Origin of the sequence: Rhizobium sp. P44RR-XXIV (assembly GCF_001999485.2) — a bacterium.
Classification (GTDB): Bacteria; Pseudomonadota; Alphaproteobacteria; order Rhizobiales; family Rhizobiaceae; genus Rhizobium.
Genome location: NZ_MPVZ02000027.1, coordinates 307979 through 334958 on the forward strand (window position 1 = coordinate 307979; position 26980 = coordinate 334958).

At 60.2% G+C, this 26980-nt stretch carries 23 protein-coding genes; 14 read left to right on the top strand and 9 right to left on the bottom strand.

The genetic code is table 11. The annotated features are described in order from the left end of the window. Positions 1 to 46: 46 nt before the first annotated feature. From BSK43_RS13760 to BSK43_RS13775, 4 genes are all read right to left on the bottom strand, one after another. Complete coding sequence (locus BSK43_RS13760; RefSeq protein WP_077472105.1) at positions 47 to 1423, bottom strand: cytochrome c; 1377 nt, start codon at positions 1421 to 1423, stop codon at positions 47 to 49. A 59-nt stretch (positions 1424 to 1482) separates the two neighbouring features. Then, a complete protein-coding gene (locus BSK43_RS13765) occupies positions 1483 to 3123 on the bottom strand; it encodes a GMC family oxidoreductase (protein WP_077472104.1) in 1641 nt (546 codons plus the stop codon). Between the two features lie 144 nt (positions 3124 to 3267). Then, on the bottom strand, positions 3268 to 3819 hold the full coding sequence (locus BSK43_RS13770) for a sorbitol dehydrogenase family protein (protein ID WP_077472103.1): 552 nt from the start codon (positions 3817 to 3819) through the stop codon (positions 3268 to 3270). 163 nt (positions 3820 to 3982) lie between these two features. Beyond that, positions 3983 to 5197: an ROK family transcriptional regulator gene (locus tag BSK43_RS13775; protein WP_077472102.1), complete on the bottom strand. Its 1215-nt coding sequence runs from the start codon at positions 5195 to 5197 to the stop codon at positions 3983 to 3985. A 275-nt stretch (positions 5198 to 5472) separates the two neighbouring features. Between BSK43_RS13775 and BSK43_RS13780 the strand changes: the two genes are divergently transcribed. The 5 genes from BSK43_RS13780 to BSK43_RS13800 all read left to right on the top strand — a co-directional run bounded on the left by BSK43_RS13780 (position 5473) and on the right by BSK43_RS13800 (position 11913). After that, entirely contained in the window at positions 5473 to 6744 is a 1272-nt protein-coding gene (locus BSK43_RS13780; RefSeq protein WP_077472101.1) for an ABC transporter substrate-binding protein, read from the top strand. Positions 6745 to 6808: 64 nt separating this feature from the next. Continuing rightward, the gene (locus tag BSK43_RS13785; RefSeq protein ID WP_077472100.1) at positions 6809 to 7693 is read left to right on the top strand and encodes a sugar ABC transporter permease; all 885 of its coding nucleotides are present in this window, start codon (positions 6809 to 6811) and stop codon (positions 7691 to 7693) included. Beyond that, complete coding sequence (locus tag BSK43_RS13790; protein WP_077472099.1) at positions 7693 to 8544, top strand: carbohydrate ABC transporter permease; 852 nt, start codon at positions 7693 to 7695, stop codon at positions 8542 to 8544. The genes BSK43_RS13785 and BSK43_RS13790 overlap by 1 nt, the downstream gene beginning before the upstream one ends. Before the next feature lie 61 nt (positions 8545 to 8605). Further along, positions 8606 to 9751: an ABC transporter ATP-binding protein gene (locus BSK43_RS13795; RefSeq protein ID WP_077472098.1), complete on the top strand. Its 1146-nt coding sequence runs from the start codon at positions 8606 to 8608 to the stop codon at positions 9749 to 9751. Positions 9752 to 9771: 20 nt separating this feature from the next. Further along, positions 9772 to 11913, top strand: coding sequence for a beta-galactosidase (locus BSK43_RS13800; RefSeq protein WP_077472097.1), 2142 nt, complete (start codon positions 9772 to 9774; stop codon positions 11911 to 11913). 56 nt (positions 11914 to 11969) lie between these two features. On the opposite strand, the gene BSK43_RS13805 is transcribed toward BSK43_RS13800, so the two are convergent. After that, positions 11970 to 12989, bottom strand: a complete 1020-nt coding sequence (locus BSK43_RS13805) for a 1-aminocyclopropane-1-carboxylate deaminase (protein ID WP_068394891.1) — start codon at positions 12987 to 12989, stop codon at positions 11970 to 11972. 141 nt (positions 12990 to 13130) lie between these two features. Between BSK43_RS13805 and BSK43_RS13810 the strand changes: the two genes are divergently transcribed. Further along, positions 13131 to 13607 (top strand): Lrp/AsnC ligand binding domain-containing protein, encoded by a 477-nt coding sequence (locus tag BSK43_RS13810; RefSeq protein WP_077472096.1) that lies wholly within the window; start codon positions 13131 to 13133, stop codon positions 13605 to 13607. 135 nt (positions 13608 to 13742) lie between these two features. On the opposite strand, the gene BSK43_RS13815 is transcribed toward BSK43_RS13810, so the two are convergent. After that, complete coding sequence (locus BSK43_RS13815) at positions 13743 to 14453, bottom strand: FadR/GntR family transcriptional regulator (protein WP_077472095.1); 711 nt, start codon at positions 14451 to 14453, stop codon at positions 13743 to 13745. Positions 14454 to 14589: 136 nt separating this feature from the next. Between BSK43_RS13815 and BSK43_RS13820 the strand changes: the two genes are divergently transcribed. Together BSK43_RS13820 and BSK43_RS13825 are read left to right on the top strand one after the other, a co-directional pair. Next, complete coding sequence (locus tag BSK43_RS13820; RefSeq protein WP_077472094.1) at positions 14590 to 15885, top strand: MFS transporter; 1296 nt, start codon at positions 14590 to 14592, stop codon at positions 15883 to 15885. An 11-nt stretch (positions 15886 to 15896) separates the two neighbouring features. Beyond that, entirely contained in the window at positions 15897 to 16802 is a 906-nt protein-coding gene (locus tag BSK43_RS13825) for a dihydrodipicolinate synthase family protein (RefSeq protein ID WP_077472093.1), read from the top strand. 3 nt (positions 16803 to 16805) lie between these two features. Here BSK43_RS13825 and BSK43_RS13830 read toward each other — a convergent pair whose 3' ends face one another. Further along, positions 16806 to 17552, bottom strand: a complete 747-nt coding sequence (locus BSK43_RS13830) for a FadR/GntR family transcriptional regulator (protein ID WP_077472092.1) — start codon at positions 17550 to 17552, stop codon at positions 16806 to 16808. 124 nt (positions 17553 to 17676) lie between these two features. Here BSK43_RS13830 and BSK43_RS13835 point away from each other — a divergent pair, with 124 nt between their 5' ends. Together BSK43_RS13835 and BSK43_RS13840 are read left to right on the top strand one after the other, a co-directional pair. Beyond that, positions 17677 to 19398, top strand: coding sequence for an IlvD/Edd family dehydratase (locus BSK43_RS13835; protein ID WP_077472091.1), 1722 nt, complete (start codon positions 17677 to 17679; stop codon positions 19396 to 19398). A 37-nt stretch (positions 19399 to 19435) separates the two neighbouring features. After that, positions 19436 to 20719: an MFS transporter gene (locus BSK43_RS13840; RefSeq protein ID WP_077472090.1), complete on the top strand. Its 1284-nt coding sequence runs from the start codon at positions 19436 to 19438 to the stop codon at positions 20717 to 20719. A 99-nt stretch (positions 20720 to 20818) separates the two neighbouring features. Here BSK43_RS13840 and BSK43_RS13845 read toward each other — a convergent pair whose 3' ends face one another. Then, on the bottom strand, positions 20819 to 22264 hold the full coding sequence (locus BSK43_RS13845) for an MFS transporter (RefSeq protein WP_077472089.1): 1446 nt from the start codon (positions 22262 to 22264) through the stop codon (positions 20819 to 20821). A gap of 112 nt (positions 22265 to 22376) precedes the next feature. Between BSK43_RS13845 and BSK43_RS13850 the strand changes: the two genes are divergently transcribed. Both BSK43_RS13850 and BSK43_RS13855 read left to right on the top strand, forming a co-directional pair. Continuing rightward, positions 22377 to 23252, top strand: coding sequence for a helix-turn-helix transcriptional regulator (locus BSK43_RS13850; protein WP_077472088.1), 876 nt, complete (start codon positions 22377 to 22379; stop codon positions 23250 to 23252). A 247-nt stretch (positions 23253 to 23499) separates the two neighbouring features. Continuing rightward, a complete protein-coding gene (locus BSK43_RS13855) occupies positions 23500 to 24555 on the top strand; it encodes a hypothetical protein (protein WP_246662572.1) in 1056 nt (351 codons plus the stop codon). Between the two features lie 230 nt (positions 24556 to 24785). Here the strand turns inward: BSK43_RS13855 and BSK43_RS13860 are convergent, their stop codons facing one another. After that, entirely contained in the window at positions 24786 to 25703 is a 918-nt protein-coding gene (locus tag BSK43_RS13860) for a LysR family transcriptional regulator (protein WP_077472086.1), read from the bottom strand. 104 nt (positions 25704 to 25807) lie between these two features. On the opposite strand from BSK43_RS13860, the gene BSK43_RS13865 reads away from it, so the two are divergent. Continuing rightward, positions 25808 to 26374 (top strand): chromate transporter, encoded by a 567-nt coding sequence (locus tag BSK43_RS13865; RefSeq protein ID WP_077472085.1) that lies wholly within the window; start codon positions 25808 to 25810, stop codon positions 26372 to 26374. Further along, entirely contained in the window at positions 26371 to 26901 is a 531-nt protein-coding gene (locus BSK43_RS13870) for a chromate transporter (protein WP_077472084.1), read from the top strand. Before BSK43_RS13865 ends, BSK43_RS13870 begins: the two co-directional genes overlap by 4 nt. The last annotated feature ends 79 nt before the right edge of the window (positions 26902 to 26980 follow it).

Consider the following 26980-nt stretch of genomic DNA (forward strand, 5'->3'; position numbering starts at 1 on the left):
GCGGCCCTTGGCGCAATATCCTCAGTGAGTAGCTGCCGGGACGAGATCAAGCCGTCCTGGCTCGCCTCTGCCGCCAAACAATAAGCAGGGCGATGATCGCCAGGCCCACAACAACCGCCACGGCAATGCCGATGCGCGCCAGAAGCAGCAGCGAAGACGCAGGACCACCCGCCCGCACCTCGGCCACATTGGCAGGGGTGACCGGGGTGCCGGGTCGGCCGTAGTGTTCGATCACGTAGTTTGCCAAAGTGGCGACCTGGTTGTCAGTGAGCGCGTTGATGTCATTCGCCTTGCCGCCGAAGCCGGGCATGAAGGCCTGGCCCTTGGGCGTGGTCCGGCTAACGCCATTCAGAATCGTGGAAATCAGATTGGTGTGATTGGTTCCGCCTGTCGCCGAATTGTGAAACAGGCTCGGATAATAGGTATCCTTGCTCCCCTGGCCGGAAGCCTGATGGCAGGACGCGCAGTTGCCGTAAAACAGCACTGCGCCACTGGCTTGCTCATCCGTATCCGATCGGATCGGGTTTGCCCCGCGCAGGCTTGCAAGCTGGGTGAAGGGTTGGCCATAGCCAAACCGCGACTGGTCGTCGGATGCATCATGCAGCGGCGCGACGGTTTTGATGTAGGTCGCGATCGCCGATATATCGTCCGGCGTGAGGCGAGAAAAACTGTGCTCGACGGCCTCTCCCATGCTGCCTGCCGCCTGCGCCTTGCCGGGCAGCGAGCCGGTTGCCAGATAGCGGGCCAGTTCGTCCTTGCTCCAGCTTCCGATGCCGCTGGTGGCATCGGAGGTGATGTTTGGCGCATACCATGGGCCGACCTGACCGCCGCCCAGATAGTGACTGGACAATTCCTGCATCAGGAAGCCGCGCGGCGTATGGCAGGTGCTGCAATGCGCAGCCCCGTCAGCAAGATATTTGCCGCGATTCCACTCGGCTGATTGCGTGGCATCGGCTTCGCTATTGCCGCTGCCGAGGAACAGCAGGTTCCATGCCATCATCGACAGCCGGATATTCATCGGAAACGGCAGCGCCGTGGGCTTCGGCACGGTGTCGACGGGGTCGATGCCGTGCTGCAGGTAGGTGTAGAGGTCGTGGATATCCGCGTCCGTCAACACATTGTATGATGTGTACGGCATCGCCGGATATAGGTTCGCGCCGTCGGCCCGAACGCCACGGCGCACGGCGCGAGAAAACTGCTCCTCCGTGTATTGCCCAATGCCCGCCGTCTTAGAGGGTGTGATGTTGGTCGAGTAGATCGTGCCTACCGGCGAAGCGATGGCTAGTCCGCCCGCGAACGGCTTGCCACCCGGTGCCGTGTGACAGGCAACGCAATCCGATGCGATGGCGACATAGGCGCCGCGTTTGATCGAGGCTGCCTGCGCATCATCTCCTGCGGCCAAGGCGGCCGAGCTCGCGGACATCAGACAGATTGCAGCGCCTAAAAACCTGAAGCCAAAGAACCTGAGGAAAGTGTCCACGTTCAGCCCCGCTTCAACTGGTCAACGATGGCGTCACTGGCCTTCATGGCCAAAGCCGCCATGGTGATGGTGCTGTTGCCACATCCTCCCGTCGTCATTGCCGCGCCGCCGGGTAAGAAAAGGTTTGGATGATCATGCGCGCGACAGTCGACATCGACGACGGAGTCCGTGGGATCGGTCCCCATGATGCAGCTTCCCATCATGTGGTCGCTGTTGGTGAAGATCGTAGCGATAGTGCTTTCGACGGCGCCAAGCTCCGCGATCAGTTTTTTCAGCAATGGCAGCGTGTATTCCTGATGGCTACGGCGGACATAGTCGCCGACATCGTAGTAGATGTTCGGCTTGCTGAGGCCGAGCCAGTCTTTCTTATCCGACAGGGTCAGGCGGTTATTGGCATCCGGCAGGATCTCGTGCTCGATCGTCAGTCGCGCCGTGCAGGCCGAGAGCCGGCGAATCTCGGCGTCCAGCGCCTTGCCGACCAGGCCCTTCGCGAGTGCTGCCTGCCCGCCTATGGCGCTGAGAGCGGCATTTTCGCAGCGAAGCATGGCGCCGGCGTGTTCGCTTCGGAATGCGCCTTGCCCCGTCATCATGATGCTGCTGCCCTGCACCGGACCGACGCCCGTCCACATCGGCTCTGCGAGCAGCATCTGCGCGCTGATCTTGGGCTGATCCATCAGATTGCGCCCAACCTGATCCGAATGGTTGGCAACGCCATTCGGATTGCGCTCGTCCTTGGACATCAACAGCAGTTTCGGCGTCTCGATGGCATTGCAGGCAATGGCAAAAAGCCGGCCGACGACCCTTTGCGTTTCCTTGTTGGGATTGAAGAAATGCACCGCCTGGATGTTCTGCTTCGCATCCGTTTCCACCCGGTAGACGACCGCATTGGCAAGAATCCTGCCGCCCTTCGATTCGATCCGTGGCAGCGCCGACGCCGCATCGTATTTCGCCGAGATCGGACAGACCGGGAAGCAATTGTTGTTGCCGCAACAGGGCGGTCGCCCGTCGTAGGACACGCCGCTATTGCGGGCTTGAGGCGCGGGAAGATTGGTGATGCCGACGCGTGCGGCGGCGTCTGTGAAACGTTGCTCACCCGGGCCTAAGGGAATGCGTCCCATCGGATAGGGCCTGGAGCGCGGCAATGGCGGCCATTGCAGCTCGACCTCGGACGGACCACAGACTCCCAACGCATATTCGGCCCGAGTGTAATATGGCTCAAGCGTGTTGTAATCGAAGGCCCAGTCCCGGCCGACGCCGTAAAGGCTTTTCAGCCGCATATCATCGGGATGCAGCCGCCAACAGATGCCAGCCCAATGCCAGGTGGCGCCGCCGGCATAACGCACATAACCCTGGCGGTATGCGCGCCCGTTCGGGCCTTCCAGCTGCAGATAGTCGGTCGTGGCGTCCGGTAGTTCAGATTCGATATGTGGCGCCCAGGGCTTGGCCGGATAGGGCGCATTCCAGTTCTGTTTGAACCGCGGCGGTACGTTGCGATAATTCTCAACGATCTGCCAGCGTTCTACACGCGGGCCGGCTTCCAGCATGAGAACGGACAAGCCTGCATCCAGCGCTTGCTCGGCGACGATGCAGCCGATGACGCCTGTCCCGACAACGATAACATCGGCACTGTAGTCGTTTGCCATCTTGCGATTCCATTATCCGAAAACTCGAGTAGGCACGTCAAAAGCCGCTGCGAGCCGATCCTCTGATACAGTCTTGCTCAGGGCATCTCGCTCGATTCGTTTTAAGCTGCCGGCAACGTGCATTCGCACACCCGGCGGCTCTCGTCAGAATGTCGGCATATTGCCGAGAGGCGGGGCCTCCGCATTCCATCCATTCGGACCGGATATTGCGTAGGTCGGGATTGTCATGACGTCATGGGTCGGCTGGTACATGAGCGCCGTCTCGAAGGCGAAGACCTCCGCAGTGCTCGAATTTTCCACCACGCCCGTATACCAGGCCGAAATAATGGCCAGGGCGGTATCCTTCAGGTTCCCTTCCGGAATATCGGCAAAGAATTCCTCGACGACCTTGGCGTTCTTCTGCTTGGCAATTTGGACAATGGCGGAGATATCCCGTTCGATCGTCGGGTATATCCGCAACATGGCCGCAGCCATGCGTGCCCCGACCTCGGGATCCAGACGGTGATCGATCAGCAGAGACGATACTTCCATGAAGCTCGTCGAAACCTCCGGTGCGACCGTACCCAAAGTTTGGGCTGAAATCTCCGGAGACAACAACACGCCTCCGACGAACAAAGCGCCGCCCACCATCAGTTTCCGACGTGTGAGATTGAATTCCTCAGGACAGTCATCGCGAGACGGGTCAGTCGTGTCCATCAAGATGCCTCGTCAACCGGTTTGCGTCACACTTCAACACAGGCGCAAGTCAGGAATGTCACAGAAATCTATGCAGGACGTAGAATAGAGTCAATCTAACATTCGGTGTAGCGAATTTATCGGAGCCATGGCGAGGATGCGTCTGGGCCGGACCCTCTCAGGCCTATGTGGATGATGCGGAATAGGCTCGCGCAATGGGTTCGCTGGCACTGGTCGTCCCATCAGCCGTCTCGAAATCGAAGAATTTCTGGGTGACGAGGGCGGCGGCACCCCGTGCCCAGGAATTGTCTTCCCAATCGGGCAACAGAGGTGGCGAGGCAAAGAAGGTGCGGGTCGCCATGCTGGATTTCAGCGGGCCGAAAAGAGCATCGCCGAATGAAACCGCTTCGCCTCCGACGACGATGACCTCGGGGTCGGTGATGTTGACAAGATTGGCGAGCGCCTTTCCAATTCCGTTGCCGGCCTCGCTCAAGATCCTGACAGTCTCCGGGTCACCGGCTTTTGCTGCCGCCAGCATATCTGTGAGTTTATGACCGTCGTCACGTTCGGTTGCCTCACGCCAGGTGTGCAGCATCGCAGGCTCGGAATAATAGGCCATCAGGCATCCGCGTTTGCCGCATTCGCAAAGCCGGCCATTCTCCTCGTGCAGGGTATGGCCGAATTTGCCGGCCGCACCGTGGGCGCCTCGATAGAGCTTTCCATCGACGATAAGGGCGCAGCTAATGCCGACGCCGATGGCAAGGACCGCCATGTTGCGATACTGCCGTCCCGGGCCGAAGAGCTGCTGGGCAATGGCATAGGCGTTGGTGTCGTCTTCGAGCCAGACAGGCACCTTGACCCTTTGGGCCACCATCGATGCGAAAGGCACGTTGTTCCATTTGAACCGGAAGCTGCGCACGCAGACGGCCTGAGCGTTGTCGATGACGCCAGGCACGGAAATGCCGACCCCCGCCAGCCGTGCGTGCGGTCGTCCCGCTGCCTCGACGAGCATGGGTACTGCGTCAGCCAAAGCCCTGGCAACATTCTCCGGCTCGTTGTCGGTAAGGATTAGCCGGGAGGAGGCGAGAGGATTGGTTGCCAGATCGGTGACGACGCATTCGACGGAGCCGACCATCAGTTTGAAGCCGATCGCCAATCCATTGGTGTAGTTGATCTCCACGGGTATGGGGCGCCGGCCTGAAAGTCCGGCCACAGCCTTGCCTTCGCTGACATGTCCTTCCTCGATCAGATCGGCAATGACGAAGGTGACGGCGGCCGGGCTCAGACCTGTAATCGTCGCTATTTCGGCACGGCTTCTCGGTCCCTCCTGCCGCAGGAGATTGAGGATGAGCCGCCGGTTAAGGGCTCGCGACGTGCTCTGGTCGCCTTTCAGCTTCACGATTTCTCTTTCTTAATTTTGTAAATTAATTATTGCGTCCGTTTCAGACTTATGCATAACTTCACTCGTCGATCAACATCCGGCTCGTGCATAAGCACGAAGAAGTCAGCGGTAAGACAAGGTTTCTCGAACCCAATGTTCCGGGCAGAGCACACGCGCTGCCGCGGCGGGTTTGTTGCGACCATGCGTGGAAGGGCAAGAGGGGCGCCCACCACGCTTTCGTCCGGCTGGCTGGCCAAGGATGCGGACAGACGTCACAACGGGAGGAGTTTCAGATGACTTTCAATTTGCTTGGAAGGCCGGCGAGCCGGCGTGTCTTCTTGAAGGGTGCAGGGGCGGCTTCCGTCGCCGCACTGACAGGTTTTCCGATGCCTGCGATCGCGCAGGCCCAGGACATCAACATCATTTCCGACGAAAGCAACGCCGAGGCACTAGGGATCCTGCGCAAGATCGCCGATGACTTCGGCAAGCAGGCCGGCGTCAAGGTCGTGGTCAACAACATGGATCACGAAGCGCACAAGACGGCGATCCGCAACTACCTGGTCGCCGGCGCACCCGACATCTGCTTCTGGTTTTCGGGAAACCGCATGCGCGCCTTCGTCAAGCGCGGCCTCTTCGATGACATCTCCGATCTTTTCGAGAAGGAGAAATACAAGGATGTGCTCGGCGCGGCCGCCGGCTCCGTCACCGTCGACAGCAAGCAATATGGGCTGCCGACAGGTGGCACGCTCTGGGGCATGTTCTATCGCAAGGATGTCTTCAGCCAGCTCGGCACGACGGTTCCGGCGAGCTGGGACGATTTCCTCGCCTTCGGCGCCAAATGCAAGGCCGCCAACCTGACGCCGATCGCCATGGGCACCAAGGAGCTGTGGCCGGCCGCCGGCTGGTTCGACCAGATGAACCTGCGCATCAACGGCCTCGATAAGCACATGGCGCTGATGAACGGCGAGATGAGCTATCTCGATCCAGCGCTGAAGCCGGTCTTCGACAATTGGGAAACGCTAATCAAGCAGGATTTCTTCACGCCGAACAACACGTCCTTCGGCTGGCAGGAGGCGGGTGCGCTTCTCTCGCAGAAGAAGGCCGGCATGATGAATCTCGGCGCTTTCGTTCGTTCCACCTTCCCGAGGGAAGAGCTCGATCAGCTCGCATTCGCACCCTTCCCGACGATCGATGCGAAGGTCGGGCGTTTCGAGGAGTTCTCGCTGAATTCGGTGCATATTCCGACTAATGCGAAGAACAAGCAGGGCGCGCGCGAGTTCCTCGCCTATTTCTATCGCCCGGAAAATCTCGGCCCCTATCTGGTGCCGGGCGGCAACGTGCCGCCGCGCAACGACCTGCCGCCGAGCCAGGATCCGCTCGTCAATGCAGCCGTCGAGGCGCTGAAGACGGTGCAGGGCACGTCGCAATATTACGACCGCGACAGCGATCCCGACATGGCCCAGGCCGGCCTCGTCGGCTTCCAGGAGTTCATGGCAAAGCCCGAGCGGCGTGACGCGATCCTGAAGCGGCTCGAGGGTACGCGCAAGCGTATCTACAAGCTCTAATTCTCCTCCCAGCGACCGGGGGGCGGGGCTGCTGCTCCGCCTCTCCACACCGAACGAGGATCAAATGACGACATTCTGGCGCCATCATCGTTGGTGGCTCACCCCGACCTTGCTGATCCTGCCTGCGGCCATTCTCTTTTCCGTCGTCATCCTGTGGTCGGCGGTGGAAAGCCTCTGGATCAGCCTGCATGATTGGGACGGTTTCAGCCCGATGGTCTGGATCGGCTTCGGCAATTACGTCGAGCTGCTCAACGACCCGCAATTCTATGTCTCGCTGAAGAACAATGTCATCTGGCTGGTCATGTTCATGGCGGCGCCACCCATCGGGCTCGCAATCGCCTTGCTCGTCAATCAGAAGATCCGCGGTATGCGGCTGATGAAGTCGCTCTTCTTCATTCCGCTGGTTCTGGCCTCGGTCGCCGTCGGCGTCGTCTTCACCTGGGTCTATACGCCGCAACTCGGATTGCTCGCCCTGATCTTCGGCTTCTTCGGCGCGACGGCACCGGCCGTACTTTCAGACGAACATTTCGTCACCTTCGCAATCGTTATTGCGGCGCTCTGGCCGCAGATTGCCTTCTGCATGGTGCTCTATCTCGCCGGCCTCAACAGTCTCAGCGAGGAGCTGATCGGCGCCGGCCGTGTCGATGGGGCGAGAGGCTGGAACATGCTGCGCCATATCGTCCTGCCGCAGCTGACGCAGGTTACCTTCATCGCCATTGCTGTCACTGTCGTCGGCGCGCTCCGGTCCTTCGACATGGTCTCGGTGATGACGCAGGGCGGCCCGTTCGGCTCCTCCGAAGTGCTTGCCTACCAGATGTTCGAGCAATCGATCTTCTCCTATCGCTTCGGCTATGGCGCGGCGATCGCCTCGGTCCTGTTCGTGATCATGGCGGTATTCATCGTCTGGTATCTCACGCGCATCATTCGAATCGAAGAAAGAGGGGCCTGATGTATCCGCGCCCGATCCCCGAAGATGCCATCTGGCGTCGCCGCTTCTATTTCATCGTCGTGCTCGCCATCCTGATCCTCTGGCTATGCCCGCTCTTCGCCATCATCCTGACCTCGTTCCGCTCGACGCAGGACGTGATGGGCGGAAACCTCTGGGGCTGGCCGACGCAATTCGGCCTGGTGGATAACTACACCTCCGTCTTCACTCAGACGCCGATGGCGCGCTATTTCCTGAATAGCCTGACCATCACCATACCCGCCGTCATCGGCGTGCTGACGTTGAGCACGCTCGCCGGCTTCGTATTGGCGCGCTATCGTTTCCGCGGCAACATGCTGGTCTTCGCCCTGTTCGTCGGCGGCAATTTCCTGCCCTATCAGATCATGATGATCCCCGTGCGCGACCTGATGGTGCGCATCGGCCTTTACGATACCACGGCGGCGCTGGTCATTTTCCATATCGCCTTCCAGACCGGCTTTGCGACGCTGTTCATGCGCAACTTCATCGCTGCCTTGCCGGACGAGCTGTTCCAGGCTGCGAGGGCCGAGGGCGCGACGCCCTTCCAGACGCTCATTCATGTGGTCGTGCCCCTGGTGCGGCCGGCTCTGGCGGCGCTGGCGATCCTGATCTTCACCTTCGTCTGGAACGACTATTTCTGGGCCGTGGTGCTGACGGTGAGCGACACGGTAAAGCCGGTCACCGCAGGGCTTGCCAATCTGCGCGGCGAATGGGTCTCCGCATGGAACCTGATTTCGGCCGGCACAATCGTCGTCGCCGTCCCTCCGGTGGTGATGTTCTTCCTCATGCAACGGCATTTCATCGCCGGTCTCACCATGGGCGCGGTGAAGGGATGAGCAGCTTCGTCATCGTCTCCGCCGCCCTTCGTGCCAATCCTTTCCTTGAGAGCCTTGAAGCATGACCAGTCTCGAACTTCGTCACGTCAACAAGAATTACGGCGCCTATCATGCGCTGCGCGGCATCGATCTCTCCGTCGAGCAGGGCGAGTTCATCGTCATGGTCGGACCATCAGGCTGCGGCAAGTCCACGCTGCTGAAGTCGATCGCCGGATTGGAAACGATCTCTTCCGGCCAGATCATGATCAATGGCCGCGATGTCAGCACCGCCGAACCCGGCGATCGCGGCATTGCCATGGTGTTCCAGTCCTATGCTCTTTATCCGCACATGACGGTTGCCGAGAATATGGGCTTCGGTCTGCGCATGGCGAAGAGGCCGAAGGCAGAGATCGATCAGGCGGTGGCACGCGCCGCCAAGATCCTCAGGATCACTGACCAGCTCGATAAACGACCGAAGCAGCTTTCCGGCGGTCAGCGCCAGCGTGTCGCGATCGGCCGCGCCATCACCCGCTCGCCCGACGTCTTTCTGTTCGACGAGCCGCTGTCCAATCTGGATGCGGCACTTCGTACGCAGATGCGCGTCGAACTAAGCGGCCTGCACGCCGAACTAGGCGCGACCATGGTCTATGTCACCCACGACCAGATCGAAGCCATGACCATGGCAAGCCGCATCGTCGTTCTCAATCGTGGCATTATCGAGCAGGTCGGCTCGCCGCTCGAGCTTTACCGCAATCCGGTCAATCTCTTCGTCGCCGGCTTCCTTGGCGCGCCGCGGATGAACTTCTTCCCCGTTACGGTCGACCAGGTCTCCGGAAACTCGGTTACGGTTTCCGCTCCGGGTCTGGCGCCTATCGCCGTCGAACTCACAGCCGGCTTGTCGGTCGAGAAAGGCGCAAAGCTCACGCTCGGCATCCGGCCGGAAAGCATCGCGGTTGCGGATGTCCCATCGGCCGGCGCGGCGATTGCCGGCCGCGTGCGCCTCGTCGAGCATCTGGGCCGCGAGACCATCCTCTACGTCGATGCTGGCGAGCTGCAATGCGTCAGCTCTGAAAGCGGCACCGGCAACATAACCGTGCAGGTCGGCCATGTCGCCGGCATCAATGCCGATGCGGTGGTCAGCCTCAGCATCGACCCGCGCGAGATCTACCTGTTTTCCACCCAGGACGAGCGGACCATCACGGTTCGCAAGCCGATACTCGACAAATAACAGCTCAGGAGCCTGATACCGTGTCAGCAAGCAGCAGCAAGAACGATCTTTCCGTATGGCGGACCATCAAGACCGACAGGTTTCTCGTCGGCGCACCGCATTATCCGGAACATGTCGACGAGAGCTATTGGGAGCGTGATGCCAAGCGCATGGCCGAGGCCGGCTTCAACATCGTCCGTCTCGGCGAATTCGCCTGGCATCTGTTCGAACCGAAACTCGGCACTTTCGATTTCGATCTGTTCGACCGTGCCATCGAGGTACTGGCGCGCCACGGCATCGATATTATCATGTGCACGCCGACGGCAACACCGCCGCGCTGGCTGACGGTTGCCCATCCGGAAATCCTTCGCGTCGACGGCAATGGCCGTAAGATGAGCCACGGTTCGCGCCAGCATGCCGACACCGCAAGCCCGGTGTTTCGCGAGCATAGCAAGCGCATCACCAAGGCCATGGCCGAGAACTATCGGGACAATCCGCATGTCGTCGGCTGGCAGACAGACAACGAGCTCAACACCAGCATGCCGGAATCCTTCTCGGCGGCGACGCTTTCGGAATTCCAACTCTTTCTCGCCGATAAATACGGGACGATCGACAAGCTCAATTTCGCCTGGGGCGGTGATTTCTGGGCGACAGCCTATGACGATTTCAGCCAGGTGGTCCTTCCCATCGAGTTCGGGCCGACCTTCCCAAGCCCTGGGCATCTGCAGGATTATCACCGCTTCCTCGCCTTCGCGACAGCACGCTTTCAGCATGATCAGGTGGAAATCCTGCGTGCCACCAAGGCGGAATGGTTCATCTTCCACAATCTCGGCGGCCTTCGCGATATCGACTTCCGTGGCCAGTTCTCCACCGACCTCGATTTCGTCGGCTATGACATCTATCCGATGCTCTATGACGAGTTCCAGCGCATCGGCAACCACGCCAAGGTGCAGGCGCTTCATCTCGATATCTGCCGCGGTTTCTCCGGTAATTACATCGTCCCCGAGCAGCAATCCGGTTTCGGCAGCCAGCCTGGTTTCTGCACGCTGACGCCGGAGCCCGGCGAGATGCGGCGCATGGCCATGTCCTCGGTCGCACGCGGCGCCGATGGGTTGATGTTCTTCCGCTGGCGGCCGGCGCATTTCGGCGCTGAGATCTACTGGATGGGTGTCATTGACCATGATGACGTGCCGCGTCATCGCTACGACGAGGCAAAGCAGTTTGCCACCGAGATGACGGCATTGAAGGACAAGGTCCTCGGCACTTATGTGCGCATGGATGTCGGTATCGCCGGCTCGGATTTCGACAATCAGGAAGCGCACAAGACCTATTCGATTGGCCTACCAAGCCCGCAGGATGACGCCGTTCAGCTGCACCAATATTGCTACGATCGCGGCATCGCCTGCGGCTTCATCCATCCCGAGGACGATCTTTCGCGGCTGAAGCTGCTCTATGTTCCCCATTGGGTGATGTGGAAGGATGAGTGGACCGAGAAGCTCGAAGCCTTTGCCAGAGACGGCGGTACGGTGATTATCGGCGCGCGCACCGGCACGCGTGACGAGAACAATCACGTCATCCGCGAGGCGGCACCCGGATCGTCGCTGACCCGGCTGACCGGCGTCAAGGTCGAGGATTTCGGCCGGCTGGCGGCACCCGGCGCCAAGGGCCTGTTCGACGTCATGTCTCGATCGGGTGGACTTGTCATCCCCCCCAATCGCCCGGCCGAATCCCATCGGCGCGTTCGCCGCTTCACCATCGGCAATCGCGAGATCGAGGCAGCTCATTTCTATGAGAACCTGGCCGTTACAGATGATGTCGAGGCGGTGGCGGCATGGTCGAACCGTTATGCCGAAGGCCAGCCGATGGCGACCTTGCGTCGGGTTGGCAAGGGCCGCGTGCTCTATCTCGGCACCTATCTGACGCCGGAGCTGACGGACGCGCTGGCTGACAGGACCTTCGCAGAGGCCGGCATCGCGCCGCTCGTCGGCGATCTGCCTGATGGTGTCGAGGTGACGATGCGCCAGAACGACGATCGGCAGCTGCTGTTCCTGCAAAACTACCTCGATCAGCGTGCAGAGCTGAGGGAAGTCCCGGCGGGGATCAATCTTCTCGACAATGGCAAGGCGGTATCCGGCGCCCTGTCGCTCGAAGCCTATGGCTGTGCCATCATCGAACTTCGCTAGAGCCTAATCTCAGGCGCTCGCCTTTTGTCGGCGAGCGTCTGTCGCGCTGATCGAGCTCAGCCGTCCTTGTAGTAATAGCTGTAGCCGTTAAGAGCCGGTGCGCCGCCGAGGTGGGCGTATAGGACCTTGGAACCCTCCGGGAAGAAGCCCTTGCGGGTAAGATCGATCATGCCCTGCATGGATTTGCCTTCGTAGACCGGGTCGGTGATCATCGCCTCCGTGCGTGCCGCAAGCCGGATCGCGTCGTTGGTCTCCTCTGACGGGACGCCATAGGCCGGATAGGCGTAGTCCGGGTTGATGACGATCTCGCTTTCGCGGATGGGTCGACCGAGGTCCACAAGTTCTGCCGTGGAATCGACGATCTTGCGGACCTGCGCACGGGTCTGGTCGAGCGTGCCCGAGGCATCGATGCCGATCACGCTTTCCGCCCGGTTCTGCGCGGCGAAGCCGACGATCATGCCGCCCTGCGTCGAGCCTGTGACGACACAGACGACGATATAGTCGAAGGTGAAGCCGAGTTCCTTTTCCTGCGCCGCGACCTCTTCGGCAAAGCCGACATAGCCGAGCGCTCCATATTTGTGCACGGAAGCGCCGGCCGGGATCGGGTAGGGCTTGCCGCCGGCATCTTTTACGGATTGGATCGCATCTTCCCAGCTCTTGCGGATGCCGATGTCGAAACCATCATCGACGAGGCGGCTGTCAGCGCCCATAAGACGCGTCATCAGGATATTGCCCACGCGGTCATAGACCGAGTCATAATGCGGCACCCATTTCTCCTGGATGACCACGCACTTCATGCCGATCTTGGCGGCGGTGGCGGCGACCATGCGGGTATGGTTCGATTGCACGCCGCCGATCGACACGAGCGTATCGGCACCCGAGGCAATCGCATCCGGAACGATATATTCGAGCTTCCTGAGCTTGTTGCCGCCCATGGCGAGACCGGAATTGCAGTCGTCCCGCTTGGCATAGATCTGGACCTTGCCGCCCAGCGCGGCGGTCAGCCGCGGCAGGTGCTCGATCGGCGTCGGGCCGAAGGTGAGGGGATAGCGTTCGAATTTTTCAAGCAATGACATCGATCATGACCTCCGTGCCGGTGATGGTGGGAGGATAGGAGAAAGTGTGCGAAAGGTGCTCTCTAAGTTTGCCTGAATTATTGCAGAGTTTCGGATAAATTCGTACGATATGATGATTTCCCTCAGGTAACTGGCAGAAAAATGAAAGAATCTTCCATGCAGGCTCTCGACAAAATCGACCTTAAGATCCTGCGTGCGCTGCAATCTGAGGGCCGGCTGACCAATGCCGATCTGGCCGAGCGTGTAAATGTCAGCGCCGCGACCTGCCACAGGCGGACGCAGCGGCTTTTCGACGAGGGCTACATAGCCGGCGTCCGCGCCGAAGTCGTGCCGGCAACTGTCGGGCTGGGGGCGCTCGTGATGGTCGGCGTGGTGCTCGATCGTTCGACGCCGGAGAGTTTTGCGGCTTTCGAAGGCGCCGTGATGGAGATGAAGGAAGTGCTCGACTGCAATCTGGTTGCCGGCGATTTCGATTACCTCCTGAAGATCCGCGTGCGCGACATGGCGGATTTCAACAAGCTGCATGGCCAGAAATTGATTGCGCTTCCCGGCGTGCGCCAGACACGAACCTTTTTCGTGATGAAGGAAGTCAAGGAAAATGCCCGGCTGCCGTTCTAGGTGACCAAGCCAGCCTATCCTTCATCGCAGCACGGCTGTTCTGACGTGACAGCCTGCAGCGCACATTCCCATCCGAGCGGAAGCTTCATTGACTGCGACAGGTCATCGGGAAGGTCATGGCGATCGCTGGCAATATCAGCCTATTGTAGCATCCTTCATCGGCGATTTCGGCAGGCTCTCCAGAAACCTAGTGGTTTCTCTCAGCAGAATTTCCATTGCGGCACGAGCGGCCACAGCATCCTTTGCCATGATGGCATGGGCCACGGCATGGTGGTTTTCGAGGTTGAACGAGAAAGCTCCGACCGTATGCGGAAACACGGCATCGAGTATCGATTCAATCGGCTGGCGCAGACTTTGCAGTACCGGATTATGCGTGGCCGCCAATATGGAGAGGTGAAATTCCTTGTCCGCGGCAACGGCGGCGACCGGATCGTCCTGGCTTTCCTCCATGCGTCGGTATGCGCCCATGATGGTTTCCCGTTCAGCAGTGCTGGCACGTAGGGCCGCCAATGCCACGGCGCCGGGTTCGACGATCTCACGCACTTCCGCAAATGCCAGCAGTTCGGCATGGGAGATGCGTCCGTTCGACAGCCACCCGATCAACTCGGCATCAAGCCACTGCCACTTTTCGCGTGGTTCGACCCTCGTGCCGGTCCGCTGCCTGACGGTCACCAGGCCTTTGGCCGACAATATCTTCGCCGCCTCGCGCACGACCGTGCGGCTGACGCCGAACTCATGCTCCAGCTCGGTTTCCGACGGAAGATAGCTGCCCGGAGCGATCTGCCCGGAGGCGATGCGGACGCCAAGGGCCTCCACAAGTGCCATCGTCCTATTCGGTTTTGTCATGCGGATTCCTCGCCTCAGTCGCCACGCAGACCAATCAGAATGCGCGAATAAATGCAAATGGCATGTTGCTCATCAAACATCATATGTTAAAGGTATGATGTTTGATGGACGCCACGGAGGTGGCGGGGAGGGGAAAATGAATCTCGATACCAACACGGAAGCGGTTCGCCGCATCAATCTGCGCATTCTGCCGTTTCTGATGCTGCTCTATCTCGTTGCCTATATCGACCGATCCAACATTTCGGTGGCCGCTCTCGGCATGAACGCCGAACTTGGATTGACGAGCCAGATGTATGGGCTCGCGGCCGGCATATTCTTTGCGACCTATATCGTCTTCGAAATACCGAGCAATGTGCTCCTGACCCGCTTCGGCGCGCGCCGCTGGATTGCGCGCATCATGATCACGTGGGGGATCGTCGCAGCGGGCATGGCGTTTGTTTCGAGCGCCCACCAGCTCTACGGCATGCGACTTCTTCTCGGCGCGGCAGAAGCCGGCTTTACGCCTGGAATCATCTACTATCTTGCGAAATTGTATCCGTCGCGCGATCGCGCCAACGCCATGTCCTTCTTCTATATCGGAGCCGCGCTCGCATCGGTCATCGGCCTGCCGCTTTCGGGCCTGCTGCTCAATGCGCATGGTATTCTCGGTCTTTCGGGATGGCGCTGGGTGTTCCTGATCGAAGGTATTCCGGCCGTTCTCCTGGGCTTTGCAGTGCTGAAGTTCCTGCCGGATCGTCCAAAGGATGCGGCTTGGCTTACGGCGACGCAGCAGGATAATCTCGAGCGCACGATCGCGGCCGAGGAAGCCGAGGCGCCGGTATCCCACCACGCATCCTGGAGTGTCGCCTTCTCGAGTATTCGCGTCTGGCTTCTCGCCTTCTTCTGGCTGCTGCAGGCCTTTGGCACGATCGGCATCACCCTGTTCATGCCGCTGATCGTCAAGAACCTCTCCGGCGGCGGCAATTTGGCGGTGAGTCTGCTTTCAGCCGTGCCGTTCCTTGCCGCCTGCGTCTTCATGTTCTTCAATAGCCGGCATTCCGACCGGACCGGCGAGCGGGCCTTCCATTTGGGACTTCCGCTCGCGCTGGCGGGGGCATGCCTTCTGGGTGCGACCTATGCCGGCGACGCGCGCCTCTCCTACCTGTTGCTGGTGCTTTCCGTCGCGCTCAATTGGGCTGTTATTCCGATCTTCTGGGCCGTCACGACCGAACTCGTCTCCGGTATCGCGGCCGCCATATCGATCGCGCTGATCAATGCTTTGGCGAATGTTGCCGGCCTGGCGCTGCCTCCGGTGATCGGCTGGATCAAGGACTCGACCGGAACATATGACATCGCGCTGACCCTGGTGGCATCGGCGCTGATTGTGGGCGGTGTGCTCGGCATTGCGATCGTCCGGACAGGGACACCGGCTCTTCGGCTTTCAAGACAGTGAGGTTATCTAGAATGACATTCGAACCTGAGAAACTGCACGGCATTCACGCAATCCTCTACGCCTTCTTCGACGGAGACGAGAAACTGGATCGGGCGGCGATGAAACGGCAGACGGACATCTGCATTGCCCAAGGCGTTCATGGTCTTGCGGCGCTCGGCCTTGCCACCGAGGTATCCAAGCTGGCGGGCAATGAGCGGCGCATCGTGATGGATTGGCTTGCCGAGGACAATGCCGGGCGTCTGCCGCTCGCCTTCACAATCTTCGGCACATCGGTTGCTGAACAGATCGAACAGGTCCGTCATGCGGAGCGGGCAGGGGCGGACTGGGTCATACTTCAGCCGCCGCCGGTCGGTTCTTTCGGGGCTAAGGAATATATCGACTTCTTCGGCCGCGTTGCAGATGCGACGGCCCTGCCGGTGGCAATCCAGAACGCGCCAGCCTTTCTCGGGCGGGGACTGACAGGCCCGGACCTTGCCGCACTGCGCAACGCGCATCCCAATGTGCGCGTGCTCAAGGCGGAAGGATCAGCGGTGGAGGTCAAGGCCTTGATGGATGCTGTCGGCGGAGATGTACCGGTCTTCAACGGCAGGGGAGGGTTGGAGTTGCTGGACGGGCTGCGAGCCGGTTGCGCCGGCTATATTCTCGCACCCGATCTCATCGACTACGCGGTCAGGGCATACAATGCCTTTCATGTTGACGACGAAAGCCGCGCCGAGGAGGTCTACCGGGCCATGTTGCCATCCGCCGTTACCGTCATGCAGGGGATCGAGCATCTGATGTGCTACGGCAAGCGCCTCTTCGCGGAAAGGGCCGGCCTGGTGGTCCATGATCGCGCACCCGCCATGCGCCCAACGGAGTTCGGCCAAAGCCTCATTGCCCAGCATGCCAGGGCGCTCGGCATGTTGCAAATACGGTAGCGCTTAACTGCCGGATTTCGGCGGCTCCAGCTTCTGGACCTCCTGGGCTTCGCGCAGGAGGTTTTTCATCTGTTCCGCCGCAGCCTGACCGTTGCCCTCGGCAATGGCTTCATAGACATTCTGATGACGGCGGATCCAGCGCTCGTCCTCTTTCGCGGTTTGCTCGAGGCTAACCTTGAAAACATGTTTCAGCCCGGCTGAAATCAACGAGCCCAGCGCGAGATAGAAAGCATTGCCGGTGGCTGCCAGAATGGCGGTATGAAATGCGAGATCATGCTCGATTTTCTCATCGGCGCTGGAGGCGAGCGTCATACCCAGCAATGCATGCTTCATCTTCTGCAATGTTTGCGGAGTCGCCCGCGCGGCGGCGAGCTCGGCGGCGGCCGGCTCGAAGGATTGGCGCAGCTCGTAAAGGTCGAGACGCGCTCTTTCGCTGCCATCGATCGCCCCAAGCCGCCATGCGAGAACCTGGGGGTCCAGCAGATGCCATTCGGAATGATCGGTGACCCTTGTACCGCTTCTGGGACGGCTGTCGAGAAGGCCCTTGGCCGACAGGATCTTGATGGCTTCGCGAATGACGGTGCGCGACGTTCCAAACTGGTCGCACAGCTCCTGCTCGGTGCCGATGGAGGCGCCAGCTGCAAGCGAACCTCCGACGATTCGCTCGCCAAGAGCCTGCACGACTGCGTCGTGGAACCGCTCTCTCGTGCCAAGGCTCGTTTCGTCGGCGCCTGAATTCATGCCGGCCATTCGTTCTCCCCAAATCAGGACATCTCTAGCTTCTTCAGCCTGTGGTCACAAGTTCCCCGCCGCTTGACGGGTCCAGCTCATTTGTATAACAAAAATATAAATCATTATACAAATAGGAGCTATCATGTCCGAGGATCCGAAGCGCAGGTCGCAGGCCTGGTTTGGCGGGGTGGACAAGGACGGGTTCATACACCGGTCCTGGATGAAGAATGGCGGTCTGCCCGATGACGTCTTCGATGGCCGGCCCGTCATCGGCATCTGCAATACCTTCTCGGAATTCACGCCGTGCAACGCGCATTTCCGCGAGCTTGTTACCCACATCAAGGCGGGTGTTCTGGAAGCCGGCGGCCTGCCTTTGGAGTTTCCGGTGTTTTCCTGCGGCGAATCCAATCTCCGCCCGACCGCCATGCTGTTTCGCAACCTGGCGTCGATGGATGTCGAGGAGGCGATCCGCGCCAACCCGATGGATGGCGTTATCTTGATGGCAGGATGCGACAAGACCACGCCGTCGCTGCTCATGGGGGCCGCAAGCTGCGACCTGCCGACGATCGTCATCTCCGGCGGGCCGATGCTGAACGGCAATTTCCGTGGCAAGCCGATCGGCTCCGGGACGGACGTGTGGAAATTCTCCGAGGAGGTGCGGGCAGGCACGATGAGCCGGCAGGAGTTCATGGAGGCCGAAAGCGCCATGTCACGCTCTCCCGGTCACTGTATGACCATGGGAACGGCCTCGACCATGGCGTCGATGGTGGAAGCCCTTGGTGTCGCGCTGCCCACCAACGCGGCCTGGCCTGCTGTCGATGCCCGGCGCGCGCGGCTTGCCCGAATGACGGGCCGCCGCGCTGTCGCCATGGTCAAGGAGAACATGCGTCTCTCGAAGATCCTCACAAAAGCGGCGTTCGAAAATGCCATCAAGATCAACGGTGCGGTCGGCGGTTCGACCAATGCCGTCGTCCATCTGCTCGCCATCGCCGGACGGATCGGCGTCGATCTCTCGCTTCAGGATTGGGACAGGCTCGGGCGCGACGTTCCGACGATCGTCGATCTGATGCCGTCGGGAAAATACCTGATGGAAGATTTCTGTTACGCCGGAGGCATCCCCGTCGTGATGTCCGAGATCAAGGATCTTTTGAACCTCGACGTGCTCACCGTTTCAGGCATGACCGTCGGCGAGAATATTGCTGACGTCGTCAATCACAATCCCGACGTTATCCGATCCCGAGCGACCCCTCTCGTCGAGAGCGGCGGCATTGCCGTGCTCAAGGGCAATCTCGCCCCGGATGGCGCGGTGCTGAAACCTTCCGCCGCGTCACCGCATCTGATGCGTCATCGCGGAAGGGCCGTGGTCTTCGAAAACATCGAGGACTTCCATGCCAGGATCGACGATCCCAATCTTGATGTCGACGAGAACTCTGTTCTGGTGCTGAAGGGCGCCGGCCCGCGTGGCTATCCGGGCATGGCCGAAGTCGGCAACATGGCGTTGCCAAGCAAGCTGCTCGAGAAGGGTGTTCGCGACATGGTGCGTGTCTCAGACGGCAGAATGAGCGGTACGGCCTATGGGACCGTGGTACTTCACGTCTCCCCCGAAGCGGCCGCCGGCGGCCCATTGGCTCTCGTCCAGCAGGGCGATTTCATTGCGCTCGATGTTGATGCCCGCACGCTCATTCTCGAGGTGCCGGAAGAAGAGCTTGCACGAAGGCGTTCTGTCTGGAGCGAGCCGGCGCCGGCGATGACTTCCGGATACCAGAGCCTCTACGTGAGGACGGTCATGCAGGCAGATACCGGTGCTGACCTCGACTTTCTGGTTGGAGGACGCGGCGCAAAGGTGCCGCGCGAAAGTCACTAATTCATCCGCATTGAAAACCATAAGAAGGAGGAGATCGATGGTTTCCGAAAACGAACTGGTCGCCAAGATTACTTGGCGGCTGATGCCCTGGCTGGGCTTTCTTTATCTCATTGCCTATATCGACCGGCAGAATGTCAGTTTCGCCAAGCTTCAGATGGTCGACGCTCTCGGCCTCAGTGAATATGCCTATGGGCTGGGCGCCTCTCTTTTCTTCATCGGTTATTTCATTTTCGAGGTGCCGAGCAACCTCCTGTTGACGCGGTTCGGCGCCAGCAAATGGTTTGCGCGCATCCTGGTGTCATGGGGGATCGTCACCATCGCGCTCGCCTTCACCGCGAACGCGACCATGTTCTATATCCTGCGCTTCCTGCTGGGTGCGTGCGAGGCAGGCTTCTTTCCCGGCGTCCTCTATCTGCTGACGCTCTGGTATCCTTCCGAACATAGAGGCAGGATGGTCGGATTCTTTATGATCTTCAGTGCCGTTGCCAATGCGGTTGGCGCGCCGCTGGGTGGGACGCTTCTCAGCCTCGACGGTCTGTTCGGCTTTGCCGGATGGGAGTGGGTGTTTCTCGCGACTGGAATTCCTGCCGTGCTTGCTGGAATTGCGACACTGTTTCTATTGCCGGATAGACCCGAGCAAGCGGCTTTTCTCAACGAACCCGAAAGGAAATGGCTGGCGCAGCGCTTGGCATCGGAAGATGCCGGGATCGATACTCACGGCCGAAATCCGCTGATGGCGCTGCTGGATGCCAGAGTGATCCTCATGTCCGTCTGTTTTATCGGATTCCCCCTGTCGGCATACGGGCTGAGCTACTGGCTGCCGACCATCGTCAAGAGCTTCGGTGTCGACAGCCTGTCGAACGGGTTCCTGAACATCATCCCCTGGGTGCTGGTTGCCATCGGCCTCTATTTGGTTCCGGCCGCCGCGGCGCGAGCCAAATCGCAGACGGCCTATATTATCGGTCCTGCCGTGGTGGGAATTGTCTGCCTCGTCGCGTCCGCCGTCCTGACCAATCATGCCCTGCAATTCGCATTCCTTTGCCTGGCTGCCGCAGGCATCTTTGCGGGGCAGCCCGTCTTCTGGAACCTTCCGTCCAAGTTTCTAAAGGGCGCCGGCGCTGCTGCCGGATTGGCAGCGATCAATTCGGTCGGCAACCTGGGTGGATTCATTGCCCAGAATGTCGTGCCGTGGATCCGCGATGCGACGGGGAGTGCCACCGCGCCGATGTTCTTCCTGGCACTGTGCCTGGCAATTACGGCGGTGCTGGTTCTGGCCGTTCAGCACACTATTGCCCGCAACGGAGACGCGAGCGGAAATTGATGAGTGTGAGCCATTGAACGTCCAATGGCGAGGCGAATGAAGAAAGGCCGGAGCAGGGCGCCTCGCCATGCTCCGGCCTTTACGATTCTATCGGTGCTTTCAGTCGGGTGCCACGATCAATGCCTCGTCGATCTCTTCGGCCGGGGCACGTTCGCGGGCGAGCCGCCGGAGCGTGGCTGCGAGCAGGATGACCATCAGCACGAGTTCGACGGCAATCGCGGTCATGCCAGCTGCCTGGTAGTGGTTCGAATATTGCAGGACCTGCGCGAACACGGCGCCCAGGATCGCCGGTCCCAGACCCAGCGAAACCTGCTGCATGGTGGCGAGCATGGCGCTACCGGCGCCGGCATGCTCATGCGGTACATCCGCAAGTCCGAGCCGGTAAAAGCAATTGACGATTAACGCCTGGCCGAAGCCGATCAGAACGGTTGATGGGATAAGGTTGATGATGCTCGGCTGTGGCCACACCAGGTCCAGTGTCACGATGAGCAGGACAAGCCCCGTCATCTGGATCAGGCAGCCGGTGACGAGCATCGCCTCGCGGCGCATGCCGGCAAGCTTGCGCGTAACGAAGACGGCGGAGACGAAATAGGACCCGCCGAGCGCGATCAAGGCATTGCCCGACTGCAGCGGCGTCAACCCGGCGCCTGCCTGCAGCGTCAGCGCTATGACGAACATGAAGCCGCTCCACGAGGTGAAGAAGATGATCGCGATCAGCCCGCCGAAGCGCATGCTGGAGATGCGGGTGAGGGAGGGCGGCAGAATTGGGAAGGCACCACGCTCCTCCTTGACCCGCTGGATGCGCCATAGAAGCGCTGCCAGCGGCAGGGTCGGCACGAAGCCGAGCAGGCAGAGCCAGTTCCAATGGAGGGAGGGGCCGAGCGCTGTCGGCACCAGCACGGAGAGCGTCAGCAGCGCCAATGTCACCATGCCCGACCAGTCAACCGGCACCTTGCGGTGGCCGCGCGTTTCGGGGACGTAACGGCACATGCTTACCAGGATCAGGATGCAGATCGGCAGGTTGATGAGGAAGATGCTGCGCCAGCCGGAACCGGCAATATCGGCCGATATCAGGAAGCCGCCGAGAACCTGGCCGATAATGAAGGCAATGCCGCCGATTGCGCCATAAAGCGCGACGGCGCGGGCATGATCACGACCGCTCAGGCTGACGTGGATCGTCGCCAGCACTTGCGGCACCATGAGTGCTGCGGCAAATCCCTGCAGCGCACGCGCGATGATGAGGAAGGTAACGGATGTCGCCACGCCGCAGAGCAGTGAGGCAAGGCAGAACATCAGGACGGCCACGCCGAACATGCGCCGGCGGCCGAAATTGTCGCCGAGACGCGCGCCCATCGCCAGGCAAATCGCGAAGGCAACGCCATAGGCTGAAACAAAGAGTTCGAGTTCGGTTTCACCGGCCTTCAGCGATACGGCGATCGCTGCCAGGCCCACGTTGATGATGGAAAAATCGAGCTGCAGCAGCAATTGCCCGGCGAGCAGGATCATCAGGCCGACTTGGCCGAGCCGGATTGGTGCGGATGACATGGAGACCTCAAAGCGTTTCTGAAACAGAGTCCACAGGCTTCTATACCTATGCTAAACTGGTACAAGCCCTCTATTTAGACTGGTATAAGCAGTGTCAGGCTGGAGACTGGAAATGCACGGTACGCTCGATATATCCGCCAATCATCTGCCGTCACGGGCGCAGGAACTTGGCGAGATGCTGCGCCGGAAACGGGAGGCGCTCGACCCCAAGCGTCTCGGCATTGGCCGCGTCGGCCGGATACGTACGCCGGGATTGCGGCGGGAAGAAGTGGCGGCGCGCGCAGATATCGGCATCACCTGGTATACGAAGCTCGAACAGGGCCGAGAGATCCGCGTATCGCCGCGCGTCCTCTTCGCGGTTGCTCATGCGCTGGAATTCAACGAATTCGAGACGGAGCACCTGTTCAGGCTGGCCGGCCTGCCTGTTCCGGCCCGGCTTGATAATCCGCGGGTCTGCGAACCACTCACCCCGGCAAGCCAGCGCATTCTTGACCAGCTCTGTCCCTATCCTGCCGTCATCCAGACGAAACGTTACAATATTCGCGGCTTTAACGAGGCCTACCGCCGGCTCGTTGGCGTTGACCTCAATGCCCTCCCGCTGGAGGATCGCAACTGCATCTATCTGTCGCTCGTCAACCCCGCCTGGCGCGCGAGCCAGGCCGATCCCGACGAAGTGCTGGCGAGCATGGCCGCGCTTTTCCGGGCATCGATGGCCGAGCATCGCGACGATCCGTCATGGGAGCTGCAGCTGGAGCGCTACATGAGCGTTTCCGATCAATTCCGCATCGTATGGGATCGCTACCAGCTCAAGGCCATCGAGAATGTGGTGAAGCGCTTCCGTCTGGCGGACGGTACGATCCTTGCGCTCCAATCCAACAATTGGTGGGCAAGCCCGAGCAATGACGAGCGGATGATCGTCTACATGCCCATTGACGATGCAGGCGTCGAGACGCTGAAAGCGATGATGAAGCGCAAGAGGGCCTGCTGAAGGATAAAGCGTGGCGCTCTGGAGGCGATTGCCGTAGCGCGAAGTTGGTGGATCTTCTGCAACCGGGTATTGAACCTTGAGGCAGCGCCGCTATTTTCGCCGCTGTAAACACGGGCGCGACGTTGAACCCCCAGGATCTTGCGAGGCTCAGGCTTCGCCCCTTGCTCCGCGGACGCCTACCGCAACCACTCGGAGTCTCAGGCAGACAATGACATTCCCCAATATACAGCTTCCGCAGAGAGCTCTCATGCTTTCTCAGGGCGTCATCTCCGCGCCGAAAGCCAGCTTTTTCTCGTTGCCGGTCCTCATCGCCCTCACTGCTTTCATGGCGATCTCCGAAACGCCGGGCATCTTGAGGGATTGGACGATCAACCAGAATCCCGTCGTGCTTGATAGCGGCGATATTCGCGATGGAAAATGCTCGACGAGAAAGGGCTTCTTCACCAACTGCTCTGCCCATCTCAACTATACCTATAAGGGTCAGAGCTATGACAAGGATGTCGAGATCATGTTCGTCGACATCCATTCCGGAGATTATGACACGAATCTCGTCATTTCCGGTGATCACCCGGATTTGGCCACCCTGAGCCTCGGGCTGGATATGCTCTGGAACCGGATCATAACGCTCGCTGTCTTCGTCGCTCTCCTTGGCGGCACCTGCCTTGCGATGATTTTCCTGATCCTGCGCGTCTGGCGTGTTCGCGGGCAATTGCGCCAGCCAGCCCGGCTCGAGCCGGTGCCGGTGGAAATCACGGGATTCGATCGGCGGCGCAAGCGCTTGTCGGTGACCTATGCGGACAAGATAGGTGGAAGAAAGACCGGGCGAGCAGCCCATACGCATTTCGAGCCGGGGCAGGAGCCTCTGATCGTCGGCGAAAATGGTGGCAAGGCAGTCGGGCTTGCCGTCTGGCATGGGAACACGGCGCTCCCGGTGCTGCTGGATGAGCGGCTGGAGCGGATCGAGATGACGCCGGAGGAGCGCACGGCGGCACTCGCACCGCTGGCTGCCGAGTTGGGCGATTCTCGGCCGGGGCTCGTCGTGCAGGGAAAGAAGGGGTGGTCCATCAAGGCGCGGCTCGCAGCGGCCCTTCTCGTCATACTGCTGATCATCGGCGGTATTTTCGGCTACTGGCTTTGGTACGTGACCAGCGCAACGTCGCAATTTACGTCTCCCGCCATGGACATCAACAATATGATGCCGGAATCCGTCAACCGTTGGGGTTGCGATCAGCTGAAGAAGCGTTTCGGCGATCAGCGGGCGCCGTTTGGATGCACCGCTTCCGATTACAGCAGCTGGAAGTGACGGCGGACCAATAGGGCGGCGGCCATCGCCGCGAGCGCTGGAACAGACAGGATCTGCGGGTCGCGGCTGCTTTGTATCGTGGGGGCACTGACGTGTGCCCCCATCCCACGCGAATTGCTATTGGCTTGTATAACACCCTGAGCAAGACAGGCGCGCCGACGGGCGCTGTCAACGAGCCAGCCAGGAAGCGCCAAGCTGACGAAGTCGGCCCATATTCAGCCCTTCGATTGTCATCCCAGCTCTCGCACGGAGCGGCTGACGATCTCGATAAAGAGCTTTAGCGCGCCTCCCGAAGGCTCATTCCTGTGGGCAAGATGAAGGGGCGCTACGAGCTGTGTCCTTCGGTCAAGCGGCAGATAGGCGATGCCGTTGGTCTCAAGTCGCGTCATCGAATTCGGAATGATCGAAATGCCGAGGCCCGCTGCCACGAGGCTGAGGGTCGACATGAGGCGCGGTGCTTCGTGCTTGACCTGCGGACTGAATCCCGCGCGGCCACAGGCCGCTATGATCGCATCGTAAAATCCCGGTCCGGACGGGCGCCGGTACAGGATGAAGGACTCGTCTGCCAGGTCGGACAGCTGGATCGGAGACGTACGTCGCGCTCCCTTGGCGACAAGCCGATGACTATCGGGCAATGCGACGAACATTTCCTCGTCGAGGATTTTGGACACGGTCAGTCCTTTCGACTGCTCGACCGGCGAGCGGACGAATGCAACGTCGATCAGCTCGGCACGCAGCGCGTCGATGAGATCGCTGGTGCTGGATTCCTCGAGCTTGATCCGCACGCCTGGAGAGATCTCGCCAAGCGAACGCACCGCCGTCGTCACCAGCGGATGGAAGGCGGCAGAGCTGGTGAAGCCAATGGCCAGGCTGCCTTCCTCGCCGCGCGCATTGCGGCGCGTTGCCTCCACGGCAAGATCGACGTCTTGCAGAATGATACGCGCGCGGTCGACGAATGTGCGTCCTGCCTCGGTCAATGCGACGCCGCGCGGCAATCGTTGGAAGAGCGTCGCCCCGACCAGATCCTCCAGATTTCGGATTTGCTGGCTAAGCGGCGGCTGTTGAATGCCGAGCCTCTCGGCGGCACGCGTGATATGACCCTCATCCGCGACAGTCACGGCGTAACGAAGATGTCGAAGCTCAATCATGTCATATCCTGAAAGTATGCAATTATCACTATCCATATATTAGACATGCGGGCGAGAGAAGTTTAAATTCTCCGTACCGCAGTGACCTAAAGACAGGCCGATCCATGGATACTCTTTCTCTCCCACACCAAAGCCAGCGTCTCTCTCCCACCGTGACCGATCTGTTTTGGGGATTTTTTACTCTCGGCCTCACAGGTTTCGGCGGGGTTCTTCCGCTCGCCCGAAGAATGGTTGTCGAGAAACGCCACTGGCTTTCAGGTGAGGAATTCTCCGAGCTACTCGGGCTCTGTCAGTTCCTGCCCGGCGGCAACATCATCAACATGTCGGTTGCCATCGGCCTGCGGTTTCAAGGCGTTGCCGGCGCTTTGGCTGCTCTGTTCGGTCTCATCGCGGCGCCAACGGCGGTCGTCATCGCCATGGGTATCTTTTACGACCAGTTTCACGACAATCCATACGTCACACATATGTTCGCGGGCCTGGCTGCGGCAGCGGCAGGGCTTCTGATTTCCATGGCCATCAAGATCGTCATGCCGCTCCGCAAGCGGCCTGTGGCGATTGCCGTTGCCGTGTTGTGTTTCATCGCGATCGCCGTGCTCAAGCTTCCTCTGCTGCCGACCATGCTGGTGCTGTCTCCCGTCAGCATCCTGGCAACCTGGAGGTTGGAAGCATGACATCCGACCTGATTGATCTGGCTACCATTTTCACCCAGCTCTCGCTTCTCGCCTTCGGCGGTGGAAATTCCATTCTTCCGGAAATGCACCGCGAAGTCGTCGACATTCATCACTGGATGACCGCCGAGGAGTTCAGCGCCCTCTTCGCCTTGGCTCAGGCGGCTCCCGGCCCGAACTTGATGGTGGTTCCGCTGGTCGGCTGGCACGTTGCGGGATGGGCTGGCGTGCTGGTGAGTTCGGCGGCGAAGTTCGGCCCTTCGTCGATCGTCACTGGCATCGCGCTGCATGTCTGGACCCGATTCAAGGATCGGCCGTGGCGCAGGATCGTTCAATCCGGGCTGGTTCCGATGACGGCAGGCCTCGTGACTGCCAGTGCTGCAGTCATCACCGAGGCTTCGGCGCCTAATCTCGTCTTGGCAGCCGTCGCGGCCGCATGTGCCATCGTCCTGACGAAGACCAACATACATCCCCTGTTCGTTCTGGGGGCGGGAGCGTTGATCGGGTTGAGTGGTCTCGGACAGATCTAAGCGCTTGAGATATAACCAGAGATTTTATCCGTGCCTTGATGCTGGCTGAGGTTGAGGCCATGCTTGCGGCTGCGAAGGT

Excerpts from the sequence above, each read along its gene's own strand:
- BSK43_RS13865 (WP_077472085.1), top strand. The coding sequence starts at position 25,808 with ATGGATACTCTTTCTCTCCCACACCAAAGCCAGCGTCTCTCTCCCACC.
- BSK43_RS13835 (WP_077472091.1), top strand. The coding sequence starts at position 17,677 with ATGTCCGAGGATCCGAAGCGCAGGTCGCAGGCCTGGTTTGGCGGGGTG.
- BSK43_RS13845 (WP_077472089.1), bottom strand. The coding sequence starts at position 22,264 with ATGTCATCCGCACCAATCCGGCTCGGCCAAGTCGGCCTGATGATCCTG.
- BSK43_RS13855 (WP_246662572.1), top strand. The coding sequence starts at position 23,500 with ATGCTTTCTCAGGGCGTCATCTCCGCGCCGAAAGCCAGCTTTTTCTCG.
- BSK43_RS13785 (WP_077472100.1), top strand. The coding sequence starts at position 6,809 with ATGACGACATTCTGGCGCCATCATCGTTGGTGGCTCACCCCGACCTTG.
- BSK43_RS13820 (WP_077472094.1), top strand. The coding sequence starts at position 14,590 with ATGAATCTCGATACCAACACGGAAGCGGTTCGCCGCATCAATCTGCGC.
- BSK43_RS13870 (WP_077472084.1), top strand. The coding sequence starts at position 26,371 with ATGACATCCGACCTGATTGATCTGGCTACCATTTTCACCCAGCTCTCG.
- BSK43_RS13795 (WP_077472098.1), top strand. The coding sequence starts at position 8,606 with ATGACCAGTCTCGAACTTCGTCACGTCAACAAGAATTACGGCGCCTAT.
- BSK43_RS13805 (WP_068394891.1), bottom strand. The coding sequence starts at position 12,989 with ATGTCATTGCTTGAAAAATTCGAACGCTATCCCCTCACCTTCGGCCCG.
- BSK43_RS13790 (WP_077472099.1), top strand. The coding sequence starts at position 7,693 with ATGTATCCGCGCCCGATCCCCGAAGATGCCATCTGGCGTCGCCGCTTC.
- BSK43_RS13760 (WP_077472105.1), bottom strand. The coding sequence starts at position 1,423 with ATGTCCGCGAGCTCGGCCGCCTTGGCCGCAGGAGATGATGCGCAGGCA.
- BSK43_RS13860 (WP_077472086.1), bottom strand. The coding sequence starts at position 25,703 with ATGATTGAGCTTCGACATCTTCGTTACGCCGTGACTGTCGCGGATGAG.
- BSK43_RS13780 (WP_077472101.1), top strand. The coding sequence starts at position 5,473 with ATGACTTTCAATTTGCTTGGAAGGCCGGCGAGCCGGCGTGTCTTCTTG.
- BSK43_RS13810 (WP_077472096.1), top strand. The coding sequence starts at position 13,131 with ATGAAAGAATCTTCCATGCAGGCTCTCGACAAAATCGACCTTAAGATC.
- BSK43_RS13840 (WP_077472090.1), top strand. The coding sequence starts at position 19,436 with ATGGTTTCCGAAAACGAACTGGTCGCCAAGATTACTTGGCGGCTGATG.
- BSK43_RS13825 (WP_077472093.1), top strand. The coding sequence starts at position 15,897 with ATGACATTCGAACCTGAGAAACTGCACGGCATTCACGCAATCCTCTAC.
- BSK43_RS13770 (WP_077472103.1), bottom strand. The coding sequence starts at position 3,819 with ATGGACACGACTGACCCGTCTCGCGATGACTGTCCTGAGGAATTCAAT.
- BSK43_RS13830 (WP_077472092.1), bottom strand. The coding sequence starts at position 17,552 with ATGGCCGGCATGAATTCAGGCGCCGACGAAACGAGCCTTGGCACGAGA.
- BSK43_RS13815 (WP_077472095.1), bottom strand. The coding sequence starts at position 14,453 with ATGACAAAACCGAATAGGACGATGGCACTTGTGGAGGCCCTTGGCGTC.
- BSK43_RS13765 (WP_077472104.1), bottom strand. The coding sequence starts at position 3,123 with ATGGCAAACGACTACAGTGCCGATGTTATCGTTGTCGGGACAGGCGTC.
- BSK43_RS13850 (WP_077472088.1), top strand. The coding sequence starts at position 22,377 with ATGCACGGTACGCTCGATATATCCGCCAATCATCTGCCGTCACGGGCG.